The 20,924-nt window shown below is 63.0% G+C and carries 17 protein-coding genes; 6 read left to right on the forward strand and 11 right to left on the reverse strand.

The annotated features are described in order from the left end of the window. Positions 1-9: 9 nt before the first annotated feature. The 5 genes from LXB15_RS06660 to LXB15_RS06680 all read right to left on the reverse strand — a co-directional run bounded on the left by LXB15_RS06660 (position 10) and on the right by LXB15_RS06680 (position 6,172). Positions 10-1,068, reverse strand: a complete 1,059-nt coding sequence (locus tag LXB15_RS06660) for a Gfo/Idh/MocA family protein (protein ID WP_233951844.1) — start codon at positions 1,066-1,068, stop codon at positions 10-12. A 446-nt stretch (positions 1,069-1,514) separates the two neighbouring features. Beyond that, positions 1,515-2,843, reverse strand: a complete 1,329-nt coding sequence (locus LXB15_RS06665; protein ID WP_233951846.1) for a TRAP transporter large permease subunit — start codon at positions 2,841-2,843, stop codon at positions 1,515-1,517. Then, positions 2,844-3,437 carry a TRAP transporter small permease subunit gene (locus LXB15_RS06670; protein WP_233951849.1) on the reverse strand — a complete coding sequence of 198 codons (594 nt, stop codon included), beginning with the start codon at positions 3,435-3,437 and terminating at the stop codon, positions 2,844-2,846. It lies immediately after the preceding gene. A gap of 72 nt (positions 3,438-3,509) precedes the next feature. Next, entirely contained in the window at positions 3,510-4,643 is a 1,134-nt protein-coding gene (locus tag LXB15_RS06675) for a TRAP transporter substrate-binding protein (RefSeq protein WP_233951850.1), read from the reverse strand. A gap of 614 nt (positions 4,644-5,257) precedes the next feature. After that, positions 5,258-6,172 carry a YihY/virulence factor BrkB family protein gene (locus tag LXB15_RS06680; RefSeq protein WP_233951852.1) on the reverse strand — a complete coding sequence of 305 codons (915 nt, stop codon included), beginning with the start codon at positions 6,170-6,172 and terminating at the stop codon, positions 5,258-5,260. Between the two features lie 694 nt (positions 6,173-6,866). On the opposite strand from LXB15_RS06680, the gene LXB15_RS06685 reads away from it, so the two are divergent. The 3 genes from LXB15_RS06685 to LXB15_RS06700 all read left to right on the forward strand — a co-directional run bounded on the left by LXB15_RS06685 (position 6,867) and on the right by LXB15_RS06700 (position 11,072). Then, the gene (locus LXB15_RS06685) at positions 6,867-8,114 is read left to right on the forward strand and encodes a PRC-barrel domain-containing protein (protein ID WP_233951854.1); all 1,248 of its coding nucleotides are present in this window, start codon (positions 6,867-6,869) and stop codon (positions 8,112-8,114) included. A gap of 945 nt (positions 8,115-9,059) precedes the next feature. Then, the gene (locus LXB15_RS06690; RefSeq protein WP_233951855.1) at positions 9,060-10,229 is read left to right on the forward strand and encodes a hypothetical protein; all 1,170 of its coding nucleotides are present in this window, start codon (positions 9,060-9,062) and stop codon (positions 10,227-10,229) included. 534 nt (positions 10,230-10,763) lie between these two features. After that, positions 10,764-11,072 carry a hypothetical protein gene (locus LXB15_RS06700; RefSeq protein ID WP_233951857.1) on the forward strand — a complete coding sequence of 103 codons (309 nt, stop codon included), beginning with the start codon at positions 10,764-10,766 and terminating at the stop codon, positions 11,070-11,072. Positions 11,073-11,398: 326 nt separating this feature from the next. Here LXB15_RS06700 and LXB15_RS06705 read toward each other — a convergent pair whose 3' ends face one another. After that, a complete protein-coding gene (locus LXB15_RS06705) occupies positions 11,399-12,952 on the reverse strand; it encodes a phospholipase D-like domain-containing protein (RefSeq protein ID WP_233951859.1) in 1,554 nt (517 codons plus the stop codon). Between the two features lie 551 nt (positions 12,953-13,503). On the opposite strand from LXB15_RS06705, the gene LXB15_RS06710 reads away from it, so the two are divergent. Beyond that, complete coding sequence (locus LXB15_RS06710; RefSeq protein ID WP_233951861.1) at positions 13,504-14,331, forward strand: alpha/beta fold hydrolase; 828 nt, start codon at positions 13,504-13,506, stop codon at positions 14,329-14,331. A 177-nt stretch (positions 14,332-14,508) separates the two neighbouring features. Here LXB15_RS06710 and LXB15_RS06715 read toward each other — a convergent pair whose 3' ends face one another. Together LXB15_RS06715 and LXB15_RS06720 are read right to left on the reverse strand one after the other, a co-directional pair. Beyond that, on the reverse strand, positions 14,509-15,471 hold the full coding sequence (locus tag LXB15_RS06715) for a cation diffusion facilitator family transporter (protein WP_233951862.1): 963 nt from the start codon (positions 15,469-15,471) through the stop codon (positions 14,509-14,511). Continuing rightward, complete coding sequence (locus LXB15_RS06720; protein ID WP_233951877.1) at positions 15,468-16,379, reverse strand: ABC transporter substrate-binding protein; 912 nt, start codon at positions 16,377-16,379, stop codon at positions 15,468-15,470. Before LXB15_RS06720 ends, LXB15_RS06715 begins: the two co-directional genes overlap by 4 nt. A 454-nt stretch (positions 16,380-16,833) precedes the next feature. Between LXB15_RS06720 and LXB15_RS06725 the strand changes: the two genes are divergently transcribed. Together LXB15_RS06725 and LXB15_RS06730 are read left to right on the forward strand one after the other, a co-directional pair. Next, positions 16,834-17,238 (forward strand): hypothetical protein, encoded by a 405-nt coding sequence (locus LXB15_RS06725; protein WP_233951878.1) that lies wholly within the window; start codon positions 16,834-16,836, stop codon positions 17,236-17,238. A 271-nt stretch (positions 17,239-17,509) separates the two neighbouring features. Beyond that, positions 17,510-18,163 carry a DUF998 domain-containing protein gene (locus LXB15_RS06730; RefSeq protein ID WP_233951880.1) on the forward strand — a complete coding sequence of 218 codons (654 nt, stop codon included), beginning with the start codon at positions 17,510-17,512 and terminating at the stop codon, positions 18,161-18,163. Positions 18,164-18,687: 524 nt separating this feature from the next. Here the strand turns inward: LXB15_RS06730 and LXB15_RS06735 are convergent. From LXB15_RS06735 to LXB15_RS06745, 3 genes are all read right to left on the reverse strand, one after another. Further along, the gene (locus LXB15_RS06735; protein ID WP_233951882.1) at positions 18,688-18,855 is read right to left on the reverse strand and encodes a hypothetical protein; all 168 of its coding nucleotides are present in this window, start codon (positions 18,853-18,855) and stop codon (positions 18,688-18,690) included. Positions 18,856-18,973: 118 nt separating this feature from the next. Next, entirely contained in the window at positions 18,974-20,215 is a 1,242-nt protein-coding gene (locus tag LXB15_RS06740) for a cytochrome P450 (protein ID WP_233951884.1), read from the reverse strand. Between the two features lie 395 nt (positions 20,216-20,610). Continuing rightward, entirely contained in the window at positions 20,611-20,799 is a 189-nt protein-coding gene (locus LXB15_RS06745; RefSeq protein ID WP_233953078.1) for a DUF3008 family protein, read from the reverse strand. Between the last annotated feature and the right edge of the window lie 125 nt (positions 20,800-20,924).

Genomic DNA, 20,924 nt, shown 5'->3' on the forward strand with positions numbered 1-20,924 from the left:
CGCGACGGTCTACGCCCGCCCGACGTCCTCCGGCGATCCGGCCACCGCAATGCCGCTTCCGGACCGGCCGGCGGCGATCAGCGCGTCGATGAGCCGATGCACCTTCAGCGCCTCGCGTCCCGAGACCCGCGGCGGGCGTTTCCGGTCGAGCGCGTCGAGGAAGTCGGCGATGACGCTGCGGTGCCAGTCATGCGGGAAATCCATGGGATTGGCCCCGGTGCCGCCGGCGGTTTCCAGCGGCGCGACACGCCGGGTTCGGCCGTCGTGGAAGGCGACGTCGAGGCCGGTGCCGGCCAGCACCGCCGTCCCGTTGCGGCAGATGAACTCGATGCGCTCGGCAAAGCCCGGATAGGCGGCGGTCGTCGCGTCGATCGTGCCGAGCGCGCCGTTCTCGAAGCGGACGCCGGCGGCGACCATGTCTTCCGTCTCCATCCTGTGGAGCGGGCTGGTGGCGGAAAAGCCGCGGACCTCGGCGATGCGGCCGGCCAGGCTCAGCATCAGGTCCAGCGTGTGGATGCCCTGCGTCAGCAGCACGCCGCCGCCGTCGCGCGCGAGACTGCCGCGGCCGGGTTCGTCATAATAGGTCTGCGGACGCCAGAGCCGGATGCTCGTCGAGCAACCGGCGATCGCGCCGAGCTCGCCTTCCGCCAGCATCCGGGCGAGCGTCTCGCCGGCCGGCCGGAAGCGGTGCTGCAGCACGATGCCGAGCGTCACGCCGGCGGCCTCGCAGGCCTCGACCAGCCGCGTGGCGCGGTCGGTGGTGATCTCCACCGGCTTTTCCAGAAGCACGTTCTTGCCGGCCGCGGCGCATCGCCCGACGATGTCGAGATGCGTGTTGGCCGGCGTCATGACGATGACGCTGTCGATCGCGGGATCCTCCAGGATCGCCTCCAGGCGATCGCAGGTCGGAAACGGAAACCGGGCGGCGAAAGCGTCGCGCCGCGCCGCCGTCGGGCTGTAGGCCCAGGCGACTTCGGCCCGATCGGCGAGATCCATGAGACTGCGGGCATGGGCGCCGACCACCATGCCGAGCCCCACCAGCGCGATACGGTGCTTGCGTCCTGCCATGGACAGTCTCCCTCAATTCCTGCGGCCGGTTCCCGCCGCCGCTGTCGTCCACTCGAGAACGCGAGTCAACGATCGCGGAACGCCCTCCGCAAGGCCGCGACCAGCTTGATCCAGCTGGACGGATGCCGATGCCGAACAGCCGCCTGGATCGCTTACCGGGGCACATCGATCTTTCGCGACGGTCGAGACTCCGGGAGCGGGGCTGTGCCGAGAGGGATGACTGCCGCGCCAGGGCGATCGACGCACGCATCCATCAAGGCAGAGTCTCTGCAGGATGCCGAAAAGTATGAAGACCCTGGCGGATGGTGGGCGCGCACGGAAGCACAGGTCGGATAATTCGCGAAGATGATCACCGCGACGAGGAGCAGCGACGCCACGATCACCGCCGTGTCCCAAGCTGCCCTGGCGAGCAACCGGCGGTGATCCCGTCAGGTCAGAGGCGGCCTCTAGCGCCCCGTAATGCCAGGGAAGACAATCAGCACGGCGAGGGCCAGGATTTGCAGCCCGATGAACGGCAGCAGGGCCCAGAAGATGTCGCCCAGCGAAATGTCAGGCGGCGCGACGCTCTTCAGGTAGAAGGCCGCGGGCCCAAACGGCGGCGACAGGAAGGACACCTGCATGTTCATGCAGAAGAGGACGCCGAACCAGACCGGATCGTAGCCGAGTTCGACGATGATCGGCACGAAGATCGGCAGCGTCAGTAGCGCGATGCCGACCCAGTCGAGGAACATGCCCAGCACGAACAGGATCAGCATCATGAACAGCAGCACGTAGATCGGCTTTTCGGAGATGCCGATGATCAGCGACGAGACGAAGTCGATACCGCCCATCAGGTTGAACACGCCGACGATGGCGCTGGCGCCGATGCCGATCCAGACGATCATGCCGACCGTCGCCAGCGTCTGCATCGCCGCCCCGCGCAGGAGTTCGAAGGTGAACTCGCCGCGCACCACTGTCGCCAGCAGGACTCCGCCGACGCCGATGGCCGAGGCCTCGGTGACCGAGGCGATGCCACCATAGATCGAGCCAAGCACGAAGGTGACGACCAGGAGCGGCAGGATCAGCCCCTTGAGGAGCGCGATCTTCTGGGCCAGCGGGATGATTTCGGGGTCCGGATCCGGCACGATCCCCTTGGTGAAATAGGCCCGGAAGAGGACATACAGCACGTAGAAGGCAGCCAGCATCACGCCCGGAAGAAAGGATGCGGTAAACAGGTCTCCGATCGAGACGTTGGCTGCGAGGCCGTAGACGATCAGGACGATGGACGGCGGGATCATCGTGCCGAGCGCGCCGCCGGCGCAGACCACGCCGATGGCAAGACTGCGATCGTAGCCCAGGCGCAGCATCTGCGGCAGGGCCAGGAGACCGAGAAGCACGATCTCGCCGCCGATGATGCCGCTCATCGCTGCCAGGATGACCGCGACGAAGATGGTCTGGATCGCCACGCCGCCGCGGACGCGGTTGGAGATCAGCTTCATGGCGTCGAACAGGTCGCGCGCGATGCCGGATCGGTCGAGGATCGCCGCCATCAGCACGAACATCGGCACCGAGACGAAAATGAAGGACGAGACGAAGCTGAAGACGCGGCTGGTGATCAGCGGCACCGCCATCGGGCCGAACCAGCCGAGAGCGAAGATCAGCGCCACGAGAAGCGTCACGAAGGCGAGCGGCATGCCGGTCAGGAGCAACCCGAACAGCATGAGGAACATCACGAGCGTGCCGTAGCCGATGCCCAGATCTCTGAGGTTGATACCGAAGTCGAGGAACTCGGCCATTTATGCGTCCTGTCTGGAGCCACGCCGACGGGCATGATTGACGGCTAGGACCAGGAACTGGATGGCCAGGACGATCATGACGATTAACAGAAAGCCCTTGAGCAGGGCGGGTGTCGGCGGATTCCAGGCGCTGCCTGTCCCCTCCATGTGGAAGGCGCCGCTCGGATTCCAGAAGGAGGTCTTCACCATCAGCCAGGAGGCCCAGGCGAAGAACGCCGCGGAGATCGCGCTGATGACGTAGATCAGGACGTCGAGGGCCGCGCGGACCCGGCGGCCCAAGACGTCATAGATCAGGACGACGCGGATATGGCTGTCGCGGGCAGCGCAGAAGAGGCCACCATATATGAAGGCGATCGCGCAGAGGAAAATGCTCGTTTCGTGCACCCAGTTGGTCGGGCTGTCGAGCACGTAGCGCATGAAGATCTCGAAGAGCAGGATTGCCGCGGAAGCAACGATCGCTGCCGCGAAGAGATAGCCGATCCACTCGATGCCACGACCCAGTGCACCTGCTTCGGGCACCGTGTCCCCTGTGCCTTCGCTGGTGGCGCTGAGGTCCCGATCGGGTCCGTTTACGGCAATGGGATCGCGACTCATCGCCGGATTATCCTTGGAGAGGAGAAAAGGCGGGCGGGGTGTCGGCCCCGCCCGCGGTCCTGATGGACAGATTTACTGTGCCTCGAGGAGGCCTTCCTGCTCGAGATACGCCGTCAGGCTGTCATACACCTTCTGCGCGTTCTTGGACTGGCCGGCCTGCTTCTCCCACTCGCCGATGGCGATCTTCCGGAACTTCGCCCGCTCCTCGTCCGACCAATCGTGAATGGTGGCGCCTTGCGCCTTGGCCTCCTCAACCGCCTTCTCGTTCTTCTCGGCCAGCGCCGCGTTCTGGCGCTGGGCCAGATCGACAACCGAATCCTCGAGGATCTTCTGCACGTCTTCGGGCAGAGCGTCCCATTTCTGCTTGTTCATCGAAAACTCGATCAGCGGCATCGAGTGGAACCCCGGGAACACCGGATGCAGGGCGATCTTGTTGAGACCCTGCGCCTGATTCACATGAAAGACGCTGTAATCGGCCGCGTCGACGACGCCCTTGTCGAGCGCAGTGAAGACTTCCGAGGTCGGCAGGTTCACCGGTGAGGCGCCGGCAGCCGCGAAGATGTTCTGCACGAGACCGGCCGGGGCGCGCAACTTCAGGCCCTGAAGATCATCGACGCCTTCGAGCGGCACCTTCGATACGAAGGCTTCCAGGCCCGGCGTGGTGCCGCCGAAGAAATGCGTGCCGTACGGCTCGACCATCTCGTTCATCAGCTCCTTGCCGCCGCCCTCGTTGAAGTACTTCAGCATATGCTGCGGATCGGACCATGCGCCCACCGGGTTGGCGATCAGGCCGAAGGCCGGGTCCTTGCCTGCGAAGTAGGAGGTGTCGGTGATATGGCCGTCGAGGATGCCCGCGCCGACTGCGTCGAGGGTCTCCTGGAAGTCGACGACAGCGCCGACCGGCAGCAACTCGATAGCGACCCTCCCGTCGGTCATCTCGCTGACGCCGTCGGCCCATTCCTTGTAGAGTTGGTAGTTCGGATCGCCGGCCGGGTCGCTCGACTGGAATTTCAGCGTGACGTCCTGCGCCATCGCGCCGCTGGCGAGCATGACGAGGGTTGCACCGGCCCAAAGGACCTTGATCGATGTTCTAAGCAAGTTGCTTCTCCCTAAGCGTCTTGTTTTGTCTACGGATGCCCCGCTCTCGCGCCTTCCCGGAATCCAGTAGGAGGACGCGCACCATACGACTGTCGCCTGTCGCGTCAACGCGAAACTCCCACTTAGGCGTCGGTGGCTGCACCTGGTGCGCCTGGATTCACCCACGCAACCCGCTGGGATCGCAGCGTTCGGAGTTTCGCCGCCGACAGTGATTTCCGGTTCGTGACCGGACGTTACGGGTCTTCCCGATGATGCGGCGGGGGATCGCTCGCCACCTGCTGGGCGCCTACAACCCCCAGTTCGGGCGCTTGAAGCGACCTGAGTAGGTCGAGAGCCGGACGGCGTCTTCTCGCGTCCGCATGCTCGGAAGCGGACGGGCGTGTTTCGGCCCAGCGCGCCGAGATTTATTCCTGGTGCGTAAGACTAATGGCCGCCATGATCCGGCGTGTTCTCCAAGTGCCGATCTTTCGTGAGGGCCTCTGGCGGTGCTGTGGTCGGCGCGACTCGCGCCACGCCTGCCGCCTGTACGTATCGGTGCCAGTGGCAGCGACGGCTCCCTGCTCCTGTGAGTGGTGGTGACCTTCTTCCCCAGGAGGCAAGTCCGTGGCCAGCTTTGCTTTGGCACCGGGCTTTTGCTTGCGAACCGTCAAGATTAGAGACGGACCCCACGCTTGCCGGGCCAGGCCGGTCTCGGGGCGGAGACTGTCGAAACCGGCGTATCGTTACGTCCGCCGCCGATGGTCGGCGTAGGCCTTTGTGAACTCGGCGCCGAAGAGCAGGATCTGCGAAGAGTAGTAGACCCAGAGCAGGAGGGTGACGAGCGAAGCGGCTGCGCCATAGCTTGAGGCCACCCCGCTTTGTCCGAGATAATAGCCGATGAGGAGCTTGCCGAGCGTGAACAGAACGCCGGTGATGACCGCGCCGGTCGCCACGTCCCGCCAAGCGATGTCGGCATCCGGCAGGATCTTGAAGATCAATGCGAAAAGCAGGACCGCCATGAGGAGTGAAAGCGCGAAGTTGAGCGTCGAGATGATTGTGCCCGAGTGTGGTAGGGCCTGCTCCACATAGCCGCTCGCCGCTGTCAGTCCCGCATCGAGGACAAGCGAGACCAGAAGCAGAAAGCCGATCGACAGCACGAGTGCTAGGCTGAGAAGCCGGGTTCGCAGAAGGGCCACGAAACCGGACGCTTTCGGTTCGACCTTCCAGATGATGTTGAGATCGTCCTGCAGCTCTACGAAGGCGCCCGTGGCCAGAAAGAAGAAGGTCACGATGCCGATGGTCGTGCCGAGGACGCTGGTCCCGACGTCACTCGCGCCGGCAATCATTGCTTCCACTGCGGACGCCGGTTCGGCGCCTGCCAGGCCGCCGATCTCAGCAACTATCGCACCCTGCGCGGCTTCGCGTCCGAAGAACAACCCGGCCACACTCACGACGATGAGAAGGACGGGAGCGAGAGAGAAGATGGTATAGAACGAGATCGCGGCGCCCAGGCTGAGGGCTCGGTCGTTCCACCAGCCGATCAGCGCGGTCCGGAACAGGCTTGTCAGGTGTGCGTGCTTCAAATTCTCTCGCCTCCAGGCGTTTGCGTCGTCCGGCACCGGCAGCTCGGGTTTCGTGTCGCCGTTCTGGCGCACCATCGTACCAGCCTGCCCATTCGGAGGAGGCGATGCCCGGCGGGGTCGATGACGCTCCGGGCGTCAAGGAAAGCTTCCCGGTGTTTCGCCGCAAGCTGGAAAGAGAAGTGCGCCCTTGTACCCGCCGCGCCTCGACCGTTGTAAGGCTCTTTGTTGGCCGGTGTTCCCCCTGGCGCTAGCCCAAGGACGGCGACTTCCGGGTCTGACACGGCACCGGCCACCAACGTCTCTCCCGCGCCGCCGGCGTGCAACCCGCTCAGCGGAGAAAAGATTGTCGCCTTGCCGACCGACATTCTGAAAGCGATGCCGGAAACCCGATGAGCGTGGAAAGAATCCTCGACTTCGACGTCTATTCCCCACCGGCGAGGAAGTCGGGAACGTCCTGCTGGGCCTGGGCGGCGAGGTGCTGTCGGTGATCGCGAAAGTCGGCGGCATCAGGAACATCGCGCCTGCGACTGATGCCGGGTCCTGCCGCTGCGTTTCGCCGGCGTAGGGCTGTAGCGAGGGAAAAACTCCGGCTGGCGGCGGAACCGTGCCGGAGCGCGACCATTGGCCTTTGACAGCGCGCGTATCGCCGCCGTCTCCGGTGCTTCTCAGACCCGAAGTCACCAATCGTCTGCCTCGACACGCGCTGGAGAGGCAGCCGGGCACCACGCACCTCGACGCGGCCGATATCAAACTGACGAAGGAGACGAACATGAAACGAGCGACCTCAACTGCTATGGCGCTGATCTTGGCGACGAGCGCAGCCCCCGCACTTGCCCAGGCCACGTACACTTTTGCCGACATCGACGCGGACGGAAATCTTGAGCTGAGTTCTGCCGAGTTCGAGCGGGTGGCACGGGATACGTACGGCCGCTGGGACACTAATTCGGACCAGCGGATCGAGGACGTGGAGTTCTATACCGGCGCCTATCACGACTGGGATACCGACAGCGACGGCGCGCTGACCTCTGACGAGTACTCGGCGGGCTGGGACGGTTGGTTCGGCGATGGCGAGCCCGTTGCCTACGGGACGCTGGATGCGGACGCGGACGGCATCGTGTCGGAAGACGAGTTCGGTGCCGGTCTCGGCAACACCTCTGCCTTCGGTACGTGGGATACGGCCGGCGACGGCTTCCTGGACGAAGGCGAGTTCTCCGCCGGCCTCTACAGCGCCTACGACATGGACGACAACGACATCATCGCAGAGTCCGAATACGCGGGTTACGATCGCGTCGGCGCAGTTTCTGCCGATGCCGGTGTCGTCGGCACAGCCGACGAGACGGTCAAGGCCAACATCGTCAGCCTCTCCGACTGGCGGTACGATGAGCTCTACGCCGATGGCGTCAGCGCCGAAGACTTCATCGACGAGATGGAAGTCTATGGTCTGACCGGGGACGAGATCGGCGACGTCGAGGACATCATCGTCGGTACCGACGGGAAGATCCTGTCGGTGATCGCAGAAGTCGGCGGCCTCTGGGACATAGGTGATACCCATGTCAGCATTCCCTGGAGCGACGTCGAGTTGAGAGCGGAGGGCGATGGCATCATCGTTCCGGTCACGGAGGACACGGTTGAGGACTACGGTCTTTTCAACAACGAACTCCTGACGGCGACGACTGCCGCCGCGGCCATAACGGCCGAAGTGGATGACGCCGAGGTCGGGCCCCGCGCCTGGCGTGTTTCGGAACTCATCGGCGACTATGCCCGGCTTCGCCAGGATGACGGCTATCGCGACTATGGCTACGTCAACGATGTCATCCTTCGGGACGGCCAGGTTGCCGCGGTCGTCGTCAACGCCGACGTGGGCTACGGCGCCAGAGGCGCTTATGCCTACCCCTACTACGGTTACGGCGCCGGATACGGCTGGGGACCGGGTAACCAGTATTACGATCTCCCTTACGCCGAGAATGACATCGGCGAGATGGAAGCCTTCGACTATGATCGGCTTGGCGCAGGGTAAGATCGTTCCGCGCATTACGCGAAGTGGCGCGCCGGAAATCTGGAGGCCTCGGCTGGTTAGCCGAGGCCTTTTCGTTTGAGAGGGTGGGACCTCAGGTGGAACCGGTTCGCACTCCTACGCGGCCGGTGTCTCCGAAGTGTCCGACGCTACTCCCGCGGCGGTTGCGACGGGCGCGATCGCAAGGGCTCGTAATTTGGCTGCGTGGCGGCGAGGGCGGAGGCGCTATCAAGGCCAACGAGTGAGGTCGCGGTTTCGCGCCGAATCACCTGATGCGAGCACTCCCCGTCGTGTCTGCGCCCTTCCTTCGAAAGCAACTTTAGTGACGCAACGGCCCGATTCCCTCGGTCGTGGGCCAGTCGGGGCCGCTCCGCCGGGTTCCTGCCGAAGCTGTCGCGGATGCCTGCGGGCCGAGTTCCCGTGATGCGTCCGTAAAGGCCCGGTCGAAGTTCATTACCATTCGTACATTTTCGGAACAGGCGGCGGCGGTCGATGTTGGTCTAGCAGATGATTTGCAAAGCCACCTGCTGTGCTTTGGAAATTCTCGATCGACCAGGAGAGAATATCATGACGATGACCGCTATGAAATTCGCCGGAAGATCGATCCCGCTTCTCCGCGGATGTGGGACCCCCAGGTCCGTCGGGAGCGAGATGTCCGACACGCTGAGGGAGTGAGCCGCCCCAGGGTTCGGCTCGTTCGATCCGGACCCTCAGTCAAGACCATACCATTTGGGGTCGGCATAAAGTCACGGGCAGAGGACCGCATCCTTTCTGCCGACGGATATCACTGCCATCCGGCGGGTTTCAGGAGCCTTGGCTGCGCCATGGCGTCTCTCGTTTGTCCGGTAGCGTTAGCAGGAGCCGCCCGCTTGTTGGGTGTGTTCGAGCCGCTCCAAGGCGGCCCGATCCCGCGACGTCGACGGCCTCCACCGAATTAAGGAAAGAATTATGATTATGCCTCGCACCTTACCCATCCTCTACGGCTCGGCCATCGCGCTGTTGAGCTCCACGTCCGCGTTTGCAGTGGAAGCCGAGCCTTTCGCCGAACGGCTGAGCGCCGTCCTCGAAAAGCAGAATCTCTCGATCGACTATGCGGGCGCCGAAGAACGCGGTGACGACGTTGTTCTGAGCGACGTCACTTTTTCCGTGGACGGTACGAGCGTTGAGGCTGGCGACCTTCTGTTCGAAGGGGTGACGGGCTCTCGCGAAGAGGGATACGAGATTAAGCGCTTCTCGACCGACCTGGAGCGTGACAACGCGGCCAGCGGCTGGAAGGTCGATGACTTCACTCTCGAGAGCATCGACATTGCCGGTTCGGATCCAGCCTCGACGACCCCAACGTCGTCCGACCTGTATTTCGAAAGCGCCACGCTCGGCGGGGTACAGGTCACCGAGAGCGGCAAGGTCAGTTTCAGCCTGACCGGCGCGGAAATCGACAACGCATTCTCCGATAAGGGGGTTCTCACCAGCAACTTCGATCTCGGAAACTTCATGATGAAGCCGGCGATCGGCGAGGACGAGCCTTCGCTCGTTACGAAACTGGATTATGAAGAGCTCCGCGGCTCGGCTTCTGGCAAGGCAAGCTGGGATTCCCAGACTGGCGAACTCAAGATCGATCAGGTCCAGCTTGCGGTCGAGGATGCCGGCACGCTCACCTTCAGCGAGAGCATCTCCGGTTACACGCCCGACTTCATCCAGTCCGCCATGCAGCTGCAGCAGCGAATGGCGGACAAGCCCGACAACACCGAGGCTTGGACGGCTGGGATTTTGGGACTGATCTCCCAGCTCAAACTCGGCGAACTGGAACTTTCCTACGAGGACGCGTCCCTGGTCGACCGTCTTCTGAGCCATTATGCCGAGCTCGGGAATCAGTCGGTCGAACAGCTTGTGGCGACGCTTGATACCATGGTGCCAGCAATGCTGGCCGGCTTCCAGAACGAAGAAATGCAGAACGACATCGCTGCCGCCGTGTCGCGTTTCCTGAAAGACCCGCAGTCGATCACGATCTCCATCGATCCGACGGAGCCAGTCCCTGCGCCCCAGATTCTGGGCGCCGCGCTAGGGGCACCGGCCACCCTGCCGGGCATTCTGAACCTGGACGTCACGGCCAACCAGTAGTCGGCACTAATTCGGGGGCGGCGAGGATACTCTTGCCGCCCCCGCAGTCGGCGATCCCCTCATCCTCCACGTTAGTTGCGTGATTCTTGGGCTCACATACTGGAACGGGAAGGCTTCCGCTTTGCGCAAAGCGCCGGGCGGGATTGCCATCTCAGCTCTTTGTCCGGAAGCGCCGGATGCTGGAGGGCGGCATGTCGCCGTTCGGGCCGACGCGGATGTCGTCGACACATCCCGGGACCGAGATCTGGAGAAACGGGTCCGTGATCTCGGACGTCTGTCCATAGGCAAGAAAACGCAGAACGAGATCTTCAAGGAAGCGCTCGGCTTCGCGACAGCGACGGGTACCGGAATAGGGCCATCTCGACGACATATGCCTTGCCGGTACCGAGAGCTTTTCGAGGAGCCGGGGACTCCCTTCGTCCTACGGCGCCAGACCCTATGCCTCCAGTTCGGCGGGGATATGGACCGGGCGCAAACGATTGTCGCCACGTGCCGACACCGGAATGGAAACGTAGACTCGGAGCGGTCGGTTACATGTGGGAGACGCTGAAGACCAGCCTGGTGACGTTTGCGGATTTGTCGAAGGATGCCCTGCACGTTCACTTCGGACTGCTCATCCTGTTTGCATCAAACCGCCTGCTAAAGAAGCCGCTCGGCCACTGGCTGCCGCTGATGATCGTCCTGCTGCTTGAGCTCTGTAACGAGTTCCTCGATCTGTTCGGCTGGAGTGCCCACCAAGACTATCGCTGGATTGCGAGCCTGCGAGACGTGCTGAACACGATGCTGTGGCCGACGATCATAGTCGTTGCGGCCCGGATTGGACGACGAAGACGCCAGAGCTGAGGATACTAATTGCAACGAGGCGCGATGGCAGCTTCAAGAGGATCTTCCAGGGCTTCAAAAAAATCGCCGCTGCTTCCTTCCCTGTTAAGACGGGTTGTGTATTTCCGCTCGCCAGTGAGAGACCCAACCTTCCTGGGGTCCTCCTGACTGCTGCAAAATTACCGGTTCGGCCGATGGCATGGCGCGCTGGAGGAGCGTTCCGCCGAGCGGTTGTTCGCGGCGCAGCCACCGGCCTTTGCGCCACCCGGGGGCGATCCACATGCCGTTCCGACCGGGTGCGGGTCGAAGGCTGCGCCGCGACGGCTGCTGAAGAGGGCAAAACACCGTCACCTGAAGGGCTCGGAGCGGGATCCGGCGGTCCGTTTCGCCCTTGCCAGCCGGCGGAGCAGCAGCGCTGCTCCGAGGCCGACTGCGCCAGCTACGGCTGCGCGCAGGATCGAAGATCGGATCGGCGGGCGCGACAAGAGCGGGTGCCGCGGATCGGTGAGAGACTGGTGCATGATGGTTTCGCGCAGACCGGGACGCGGCTCCGGGAAGGACGACAGGCTGCGATTGGTCCTCCCGTTTAGATGCTCGATCGTGCCGATCAGCGACGTCCCTTCCGCAGAGATGCGCTCGACCTCCGCCGGCTGCAATCCGAGATGGTCGGCGACGAGGCGCCCACGAAAGCGCAGAATGGCCCGTCTCGTCTGCTCGTCCTGCGGGCCGGCCTCGACAGCGAGGTCGCACTCGAAATCCGTGCCCATTGAGCGTCGGTTCAGATTGGCTGACCCGACCCGCAGCATCTGATCATCGACCACCATCACCTTGGAATGGACGACCACCTCCTTTCCGTCGGTAAGGGAGGCGTAAAGGCGGAACCGGTCGAAGCGGTCGGACCGCCTTAGATCGGCGGCGATCCGGGTGCGGGCGCTGTCCATGGCGAGGTGCTCGAGAAGGGCCGGGGACCGCTTGGGGGTCACGACGATCACCTCTGGCCCATCCGGCTCCTGGAGCCTGCGTGCCAGGGCGTCGCCGATCTCATAGGAGGCGAGATACTGGCTCTCGAGATAGATGCAGTCCCTGGCGGCGGCGATCGCGTCGAGATACAGGCGTTCCACTTCGCGGATTTCGGGATGGTCGTGCCAGGCGCCCGCAGTGCGGGCAATGCCTACCCTCGCTTGGCGAATTTGAGGCTCGATCGCCTTAGGCCAGGGATCAACTTCGGCGCGCCGGGCCTCCAGTGCAGTGCCGGTAGCTCGTCGCCATCGCTCGCGGGCCAAATCGCCGAGGGCGGCCGCAGCATCACCATCGACCATCAGCATGACATCATGATGGGGTTTTGCCGGCTGGCCGGCCGGCGTCTGCCGGTCCAAGTCCTGCGGCTGGTGCCGGTTCGTATCCCAGCGGTTGCCACCGAAGTCAAAGCCGCCGCAGAAGGCGAGGCGGTCGTCGATCACCATCAGTTTTTGGTGGCCGCTGGCCAAGAAGGGATGGGCCCTATCCAGGACGTAATTCACCGGACCTTGCTTCATCCGGGTCTCCTGCAGGCCGGGAGGTCTCCGGCGCATCACGTCGAGCAACACGGCCTTGTCCCAGATCAGCACCCGGACATCGAGCTCCGGGCGTCGACGAGCAATAAACTCCAGGAGATCACCGATCCGATCTGGAGTCGGCGTATCGGAACGGCGGGGCTCGAGGCGCGCATCGGGTGCAAAGTCCCATCCCACGAGCAGCACCGAATGCCGGGCGTTCAGGAGGGCCTGCTTGGCCGTCGGATGATATTCCTCGCCATCGACGAGCCAGGCGACGCGATCGGCTGTCTCGATGCGCCAACAGTTTTCTCCGGCCCGAAGAATCGGAGACCTACCTGACTTCCGGGAAGCGGGAGTCGCCTGCATGTTCTTACCTTTTGGCTGTCGGCCGTTTCTCCTTCGGCCTTGGCTTCAGCTGAGTGTCCTGCACCCACAGGAGACACGCACGCGGTGGCCCGAACGCTGCATCAGCAGCCACGAAAGCAACTCCACCCAAGCCAGTATCGTCAGGCCGAGGAACGCACTCACTTTCGGCATCAAGACGCTCGTGAAAGAGGCCGGACAACGGGTTAGCGTGCGACGTGCATGTTTTGTCTTCGCAATCACGAAGGTAGCTAGGCCGCCGAGAATCTGGTTGTACCCCCGCCGGTGGTATTTGTGCCGCACGCGGACGCATCGGGGCTCTTCCCAAGAGCACGGATTGACGCTCTTGGCATGGAGCTTGAACGGTCGTCATCAGCCTTACTGCAAGGTCTGATTCCTTTGAACCATCCCGGGGCTATGGAGGGGAGGTCCGTGTCGTCGCCGAACAGCTGCGGCGCCTGTTTGATGGTAGAAAGCCACGTAGCAGGCCGCTATCACAGGCTCGACCATCCACCGCAGTTGCGCATGCAGGACCGATGCAAGAAAATTCCTCAGTGAAACCAAAGAGCTCCCCACGTCAGGCTGCGCCGGCGTTGCTCGAGCGCGTGGCCGTCGTCAACGGCTTCGAGACCTTCGCTCGTGTCTCGGCCAAGCGGGGCGGTACTCCCGTCGTGATGATCCACGGGCAGGGCGTCTCCAGTCGGTTCGAGTCGCCGATCGCTCGCGAACTCGGTCTCGATTTCGAGGTTCACGTACCGGATCAGCCCGGCTTTGGCCGCAGCAAGGGGCCGTCGAGGGCGCTCGACGTTGAGGGTCTGGGGGACTTCATCGCCGCCTACGTCCGAACCTGCTGCCAGGTACCGGTCGCTCTGGTGGCGACGTCCTATGGCTGTCAGGTCGCGGTCGCCTGCGCCAGCCGGCACCCTGACATCGTTGAGCGGGTCGTGCTGCAGGGGCCGCCGTCGGCGCCGTCCGACCGGGGCGCGCTGCGCATGGTCCGCCTGTGGTTCAGCAATTCTCGGGTCGAGCCATCAACCGCCTCTGACACGTTTCTCCTCGCAGACGATTACCGCAGGGCGGGATTTCGGCGCGTCTACGATACGTTCAACTCCTACCGCCTTTACCCTATCGGCGAGAGGCTGAAAGATATCGCGGCACCGACCCTCGTCGTCAGCGGCGAACACGACCAGATGGTGACTCAAGACTGGGCGCGCACGGTTGCGCAGGAACTTCCCGATGGCCGCCTGAAAATCCTGAGCGGTATCGCCCATACGATGAGCCATTTCTGGCCGCGAGAGCTCAGCGACGCTATCCGGCCATTCCTGCGGGAGAGCAAGGCGGAGCTAAAGACCGGAAGGCACGACCCGGAACGCGAGGGCTAGAGGCGAGGCAATCCGTTGCCGCCCGTCCATGCTCGGGAGCTGAATCGACCGGGAGCCGGTTTCGCAAGCGGGATCTCCGTCTGCAGAACGTTCAAGGCTCCGGTTCATGTTTTCGGCGGCAGGTGGCGGATCGTCGGGTGACGGCCTCCGGGTTCGATGACGCCGCTCGTGCGGCCGTCACAGCTCCTGCTCCTCGACCTGGCCGATATGCGGAATCACCACGAGCGAAATCATCCTCATGCGCCAGTCGATTTGCTTCAGCCTTCGTTCGCCGTCGGCGATCGCTTCGGCGGAAACGCTGCTTTCGGCCGGGACCACGAAGATGCTGCCGGACAGATAGCGGCCTTCCTCACGAAACTGGACCTTGGTGCTACGCACCCAGGGCAGGGCATCGATGGTCTCCTTGGCGCGTTTCGGCAGCGGATCGATGTTCTTGTCGTCGACCGTCCGCGGCGTCTTGTCCATGAGATCGCGCACCGCCGCCATCGTATGGCGGTAGCCGTCGTGCAGCACGTCGAGGGCGATGACCATGGCTGCCACCGCGTCCGCCCACCACCATCCAAGACCTATCCCGAGGACGCCGACCACGGCGGCCGCGCCCGTCATCCAGTCCGCCTTGTTCATCAGCGCGTCGGCGTAGAGCACCTTGTCGTGCAGCTGCTGCGCCGGCTTCATCTTCAAGCGGCCGAAGATGACGGGTGGAATGACAGAATAGACCAGGGCCGCGATCATCAGCCAGCCAAACCAGAACGTCCACCCGAAGAACTCGACGCTGCCGATGGTGGGGTGCTCTGCGGCGATCAACGCGCTGGCGGAGTCGTAGATCATGAACAGCGCCACACCGGCCAGCGAAACTGCCGCCACGAGATAGGAAATCGATGCGATCCGCACGAAACCGAGTGGGTAGCGCGCATTGGCCTTCCACCTCTCGATCCACACTGCGGCCAGGAAAGCGACCGGCGGCACGAAGCTGAGCAGGTCCTCCATCCAGGCAGTCTTCATCGCCTGCGAGCTGCCGAGCGTGAAATACATGGCCAACACGATGGTGGTCAGGAAGAAGATCCAGACGCCCTGCAGCCAGCAGGCGCGCCGTATCGCCGCTTGCTGGGCGGGTGGAAGACGATGCGACCTGGCGCTCACGGTGCAAACTCCTGCAGGAGGGGCACGATCACGTCGTCCTTCTCGCGAAGAAAAGTCTCGAGGCGCATCAGCCAGGCGTTCTCTCCCTTGGGGACCGCCATCACGTGTTTCTCGCTCCGGATCGCATAATTCGTCGGCCTCAGTTGCGAACCCGGGATCTTCCATTCGTGGACAATCATGAGTCCGTCGCTCTCCTCCAGGCTGGAAACGGCAACGGCATCCTCGTCATCCAGGTAACCGCCGAGGAGCAGGTCCGGTGGAACGAAGACGCGAGCCCCGTCGAGATCCGTCGGCACAATCGCATCCGGCAGGGCCGCGACCTGAACCTCGTCCGAGAAATACGGATAGGTCGGTGCACCTGCGATGGCGTTAACCGAACGCTGTGTAAAGCCGCCGATGGCGAGATCTGCATCACCCCGTTCCACGGCTTCGAGCGCCTCGACCTGCGACAGGTTCTGCCACTCGATGGCGGCGCCAATCTCCAAGGCGAATGCCTCGACGAGCCGCGCTTCGACGCCCACCGGCACGTCATCTACGACGCGAACCCAGGGCGGATCGCTTGCCACCGCAACCCGCACGCTCTGTTCGGCCAGAACCCTCTCCAGCGTATCCTCCGCATCACGCGGGTATCGGAAATCGTCGCAGCCGCCCAGAATCAGTGCTCCAAAGAGCAGAAGACCGGCGCGGCTGGGCACGGTGTGCGCGCCATTACCAATGAGATCCTTCAAGGCCTGCCCCCACTGGATGGCACCGATCATTCTTGCCGCCAATTCGTCCGATATCCTTTCGCTGATCGAATCCATGACCGGGCGACCGGGAAGAGGGACTTCTTGTTCATCGCCCGATGGTCCCTTTGCGGGGATCAGCGTCGGCAGCAACTTGCGGTCCTCGGCGGCCGATCTCGGCATGCAATCTCCTGCTGTTCGACGGCGTCTCGTCTGTGCGCAACGGTGTGCGTCCGCCATGGTTGCTGAAGGGGCTCAGGGAGCCGTCAATGAAGGCATCACGCTTTTCGGCGGGCAGAGGCCGCCCGTGAAGTCGCTCCATGTCCCGTTTCAAGATTCATGTCCCGTTTCAAGAAGGGTCAAAACTGGTGGGGAGGGCGCCACACCCTCGGCGTACCGGTCCCGACAGAAGGGAAACGTTCACCGGACTGCAAGACGCAGGACGGTTCCGTCGGCGAACAGCAACCGCTTCTCTCGGCTTCAAAAGGCTGTCGGTCTATCCGGCAGCCCCTGGTCCGTCGCGAAGTCGCAGGAGTGTACGGTGGCGCGCCAACTGAGCGGCCTCGCGAGCGGCGATTGTTGGAACTCCTCATTCCGGGGGTCGTTCGCCTCTTGGTAACAGATAGGAGGAAGCAACATGATCGACAGGAAACTTTGGCTGACGATGGCTCCAATCGCCCTCTTGCTGACCGGCGCTCCGGTGGCCGCGCAGGATGCGCAGGCCGAGGGTGCGAGCGTCCCGTTCGAAGAGGCAGACAGCAATTCCGACGGCGGGCTGGACAGCGATGAGTTCCGCTCGGCCCTCTACTCCTCGGTCGACACGGACGGCAGCGCGACCCTGGAGGAACAGGAATACGCCCATGGTCAGCGAATGTTCAAGGAAGTCGACCTGTCCAAATATGACGCCGACGACAGCGGCTCACTGGACGAAAAAGAGTTTGAGCAGAGCTACCTGGAAGAGGCCAGCTTCGAGGATTCCGATGCCGACGCCGATGGGATGATCTCGTCGGATGAATATCTGGCGATGTTCAACGGCTATTGACCGGCAGGCTCTGCCCGGTTCTTCCCCTAACGTCCGAAGGGGCGGCCGAAAATGCCAGCGGGCCAGCGTATAGAAGCGGTGGCTGGTCCGCTGCCTTTCTGCCTTGCAAGTCGCCGAATCGCGGTGGCCTGCGCAATCCTGTCGCCAGTGCCGCAGGGATCGCGAGAAAGAGCCGGTCGATTCGCCAGGAAACTAATGGCTGCTCCGGTCTGCCGTTGCCCTTGCAGCGGTCCTTCGCCGGAAAACACAAAACTTGGAATAGGATATGGCCATGAGACGGCAGAAGGCGGACGCGGCGAAGGCGACGAGTCGCGACGACATGCTCAGGAATTGCGGAATCGTCGGTATGGTCGGGGCTGTCGCCGTGGTGGTCGCTAATCTTGCCGGCATCATCGTCGTCGACGCGCACAATCCGATCAGCGAGACGATCAGTGCCCTTGCGGTCGGTCGATATGCGTGGATCCAGGATGTGGGGCTCTACGGCTTTGCTTCCGCGCTTGTGGCTTGCGGGATTGGCTTCTTCCGCTGGCGGCTGGGGCACCTTAGATGGTTGGCCGCCGGGGTCCTTCTGATGCTGCTGGGCATCGACGTCGTCGTGATTGCGTTTTTTAACGGCTATGCCGGAACGACGAACCAGGGCGCGGACATTCACACCTACGCGACCTATCTTCTGGCCGGAGTATTCCTTCTCGTGCTACTTTCCTCGGCATCCGGGTTGACGCGGATCAACTTCCGGTGGGGCGTTTTCAGCCTCGCCTTGGGGGCGGCATGGCTCGTCCTCGCTCCGGTGTTTCTCTACGTGCCGACCGCCTGGGACGGCGCTTATGAGCGGGTTCTCGGCCTGATGATGGTGGCCTGGGTCGGATCCGTGTCTTGGCTTCTTCTGCAACGATATCGCGCGGGGCCTTCTTTCTCTCCAGGTTGAGCACGGGCCACGTGCTTCGCGACGCGTTGTAATCGCTACGGGATCAGCAACGTCGCCGACGCGGTGATTGGCAACGCATCCGGCATAGCGAGGCTTGCCCCCGCGCCAAGAAAGATGCGCTCATTCCGGGCCGCATCGCCTTCTCGACAAAGGCGGTCTTTTTCGGCCATCGACCATCGCCGCCGGCGTTGCACGGAGGTGATCACTTCACGCCGCGAAATCGGCGCTCAGGCGCTTTCGACATAGTCAAAATGTTGCGCATGTGTGTACGCCTTTTCGCCTATGCCACCTCTTCGGTGTGTGCTCCAGGCTCCTCCCGCTGGCTTATTGTTTCGGCTCCGGCAGAGCTTTTCGGGCGAGTGGATAACTTCTTTATCTGCCGTCAAGCAGCAGCTTGACTCGCCCCTCCGCACAAAAGCCCCATCCATCGGCAGCTGTCGAAGGAAAGCAGGTTGAGAGCACTGGCGCTTCGCCCCAAGCCAGGGCCGCGCCTTGTCGTACTCGCGGGACGTCATGCCGCTCTCTCAAAGCCTGACATGGCGCGAGGGACAGACAAAGGGGGCTTGGTCCTCGGCGGCCCGCTGCAGCGCTTGATCGTCGAGCTGGGGATCGAGCTTGAACAGGCGGGTTCGAAGGCGTTCATCCGACAGATCGCCTTCGTCGTCGTCGTAACGTTCGAGACCAAGGGCCATTGAAGTCGCTCCGCATCCTGACGCGGCGCGGCAGCCATGACGGTGAATTGCGCCAATAGGGGTGCGTACGGACTTTCTCAAGATCGGCGCTGGAGCGGAACACCGGTCCCGCGGCGCCTCAATGGCGTTGCACGACCTTTGCAGGGAAACCATGCTTCGGAGTGGCCGGCAGTACCGACCGGTCGATCCGGTCCTCCAACAGCGGACGACAGCGTACGTCCCCGACGAAGGTCTGGAGCATCGCGATCATAAGTGCGATCGTTGCCCATTCTCCGGCGCATCGGTGATTGTCGCCGTGACTGCCGCCGCCTTGAGGGATCAGGTCGAACGCGGTCGGGTCGCGCCCGAGAAAACGCTCGGGAAGAAACGCCTCCGGACGGTCATAAACCGCGGGGTCCCGGTTTGTCCCGTAGATGTCCAACAGGAAGAAGTCTCCGGCGACGAAGTCGTGGTCGCGCCAGCTGAATGGTTTGCGAGCGATGCCGGCAACGAACGGGAAGAAGGGATAGAAACGCCGCACTTCCTGCACAAAACTCCGAGCATAGTCCCGGTCCTTTGCCAGGCGGGATAGGTCCACGGGATGCTTGCCCAGCGCATCGACCGCGAAAGCCAGGAAGCGTGAAACGGCGACGGTGGGCCTTAGAATATTCAGCAGTTCGACCGTGCAGACATCGGGTTCCAGAAGATGCCCCCGTTCGTCCCTGTGCCAGGATATGACGAACAGAGGGCTGTCTTCGCGCGGATGAAGAAAGCCCGCCCGCGTCCTGTCTATTTGCCGTCGCAGCAGGCGTTCACTGTGCAAGCGACGTGCCCTCGCAATCCAATTGGGCGGACCGAGAGATCCCGCATTGTCGATCATGGCGCCCAGTTCGTCGATCAGCCGATCCTGCTCTTGGTCGTCGAGATCGACGCCGCTCCACCGGATGATCACGCGACCGAGTATGTCCCGGAATTCGTCGTGGAGGCGAACGGACTGCTTCAGTGCCCATATCTGAGCAGTCTGCCGAAGCTCCTCCGCGGCCAGGGTAGCGAGTTCTTCAGAATGTTTTCGCGACAACAGCTCGAGGAACATCGCCTTGCGCCGACGATGACTGGATCCGTCCAGCGTCGCGACGCTGCCCTCGTCCTGGAGCAGGCGCAGGGTCGACCTGGGCAGCGCTCCTCGCCGCGTCATCCGATCCGGCTCGAAGAAGATTTCGGCTGCCTCCGCGCCTGTCAGGCAGTAGGCGGTTCGCCCCATGATGCGGGTCTGGAAGACGTCGGTGCCGTGCCGAGCGCATCGGGTCGAAATGAAGGTGTAACCCTCCCGTAGCAGCGAGGGGGATGCGTCGATCGTGGTTTCCCTGGGGATGTTCGTCATGGCAGGTCACACCGTGGATTATTGCAACAGCCCGGGCGCGCCCGGGGAATGGATGGGGGAGGCAAGGCTGACGAGCATTTCGTCTGCGACTGAATAGGTGCGGCCAGAAGAACGCCCTCCTCGGCAAAACCGACGTCTCACGCACTCTTTTTATGCGTGTTCCGCTGCAAGCATCCGCGAGGCTGCTTTGGTGCAAAGGCCACCCCGTGAGCGGGCAGCTTCTCGCATCACGCCACACCGACCTTTGAATACCGCATCCTGGCGTGGGCCCTCCGCAGCCGTCGAACAGGTCGCGCGCAGGGGAACCTGACCCTGATGCCGTACACGGCTACACCGCCTCCACCTCATTCGCCCACATGCGCGTCGCACTTGTCGATTTCAGGGACGAAGCCTTGTCAGGAACTCGAGGCGTGCTCGGGCTTCCCCTTCCGCTTGGTTGACGCCATGTCATGAAGTTCCTCTTCGCTCATCGACTTCTCCATCGACCTCGATGCGCCTTTAAGTTCGCTCTTCTTTTTATCACCTTTCTTTGCCGCCAGGGCGGCACCGGCTGCCATTTGCTGCGCCTTGGACTTTGCGGGCATTGACTTGCCTCCTGTTCGATGTGCAGCCAGGAAATCGATCCTGGGGTCAAGCTGGGAGAACTTTCGCGGAGCAGAATCGTTCAAATACGATGCGGGCTCTGTCGGGCTTCCTTCGGAACCTGCCC

Origin of the sequence: Aurantimonas sp. HBX-1 (genome assembly GCF_021391535.1) — a bacterium.
Lineage (GTDB): Bacteria > Pseudomonadota > Alphaproteobacteria > Rhizobiales > Rhizobiaceae > Aurantimonas.

Excerpts from the sequence above, each read along its gene's own strand:
- LXB15_RS06705 (WP_233951859.1), bottom strand. The coding sequence starts at position 12,952 with ATGCAGGCGACTCCCGCTTCCCGGAAGTCAGGTAGGTCTCCGATTCTT.
- LXB15_RS06665 (WP_233951846.1), bottom strand. The coding sequence starts at position 2,843 with ATGGCCGAGTTCCTCGACTTCGGTATCAACCTCAGAGATCTGGGCATC.
- LXB15_RS06660 (WP_233951844.1), bottom strand. The coding sequence starts at position 1,068 with ATGGCAGGACGCAAGCACCGTATCGCGCTGGTGGGGCTCGGCATGGTG.
- LXB15_RS06690 (WP_233951855.1), top strand. The coding sequence starts at position 9,060 with ATGATTATGCCTCGCACCTTACCCATCCTCTACGGCTCGGCCATCGCG.
- LXB15_RS06685 (WP_233951854.1), top strand. The coding sequence starts at position 6,867 with ATGAAACGAGCGACCTCAACTGCTATGGCGCTGATCTTGGCGACGAGC.
- LXB15_RS06740 (WP_233951884.1), bottom strand. The coding sequence starts at position 20,215 with ATGACGAACATCCCCAGGGAAACCACGATCGACGCATCCCCCTCGCTG.
- LXB15_RS06700 (WP_233951857.1), top strand. The coding sequence starts at position 10,764 with ATGTGGGAGACGCTGAAGACCAGCCTGGTGACGTTTGCGGATTTGTCG.
- LXB15_RS06680 (WP_233951852.1), bottom strand. The coding sequence starts at position 6,172 with ATGGTGCGCCAGAACGGCGACACGAAACCCGAGCTGCCGGTGCCGGAC.
- LXB15_RS06670 (WP_233951849.1), bottom strand. The coding sequence starts at position 3,437 with ATGAGTCGCGATCCCATTGCCGTAAACGGACCCGATCGGGACCTCAGC.
- LXB15_RS06725 (WP_233951878.1), top strand. The coding sequence starts at position 16,834 with ATGATCGACAGGAAACTTTGGCTGACGATGGCTCCAATCGCCCTCTTG.
- LXB15_RS06730 (WP_233951880.1), top strand. The coding sequence starts at position 17,510 with ATGAGACGGCAGAAGGCGGACGCGGCGAAGGCGACGAGTCGCGACGAC.
- LXB15_RS06735 (WP_233951882.1), bottom strand. The coding sequence starts at position 18,855 with ATGGCCCTTGGTCTCGAACGTTACGACGACGACGAAGGCGATCTGTCG.
- LXB15_RS06745 (WP_233953078.1), bottom strand. The coding sequence starts at position 20,799 with ATGCCCGCAAAGTCCAAGGCGCAGCAAATGGCAGCCGGTGCCGCCCTG.
- LXB15_RS06720 (WP_233951877.1), bottom strand. The coding sequence starts at position 16,379 with ATGCCGAGATCGGCCGCCGAGGACCGCAAGTTGCTGCCGACGCTGATC.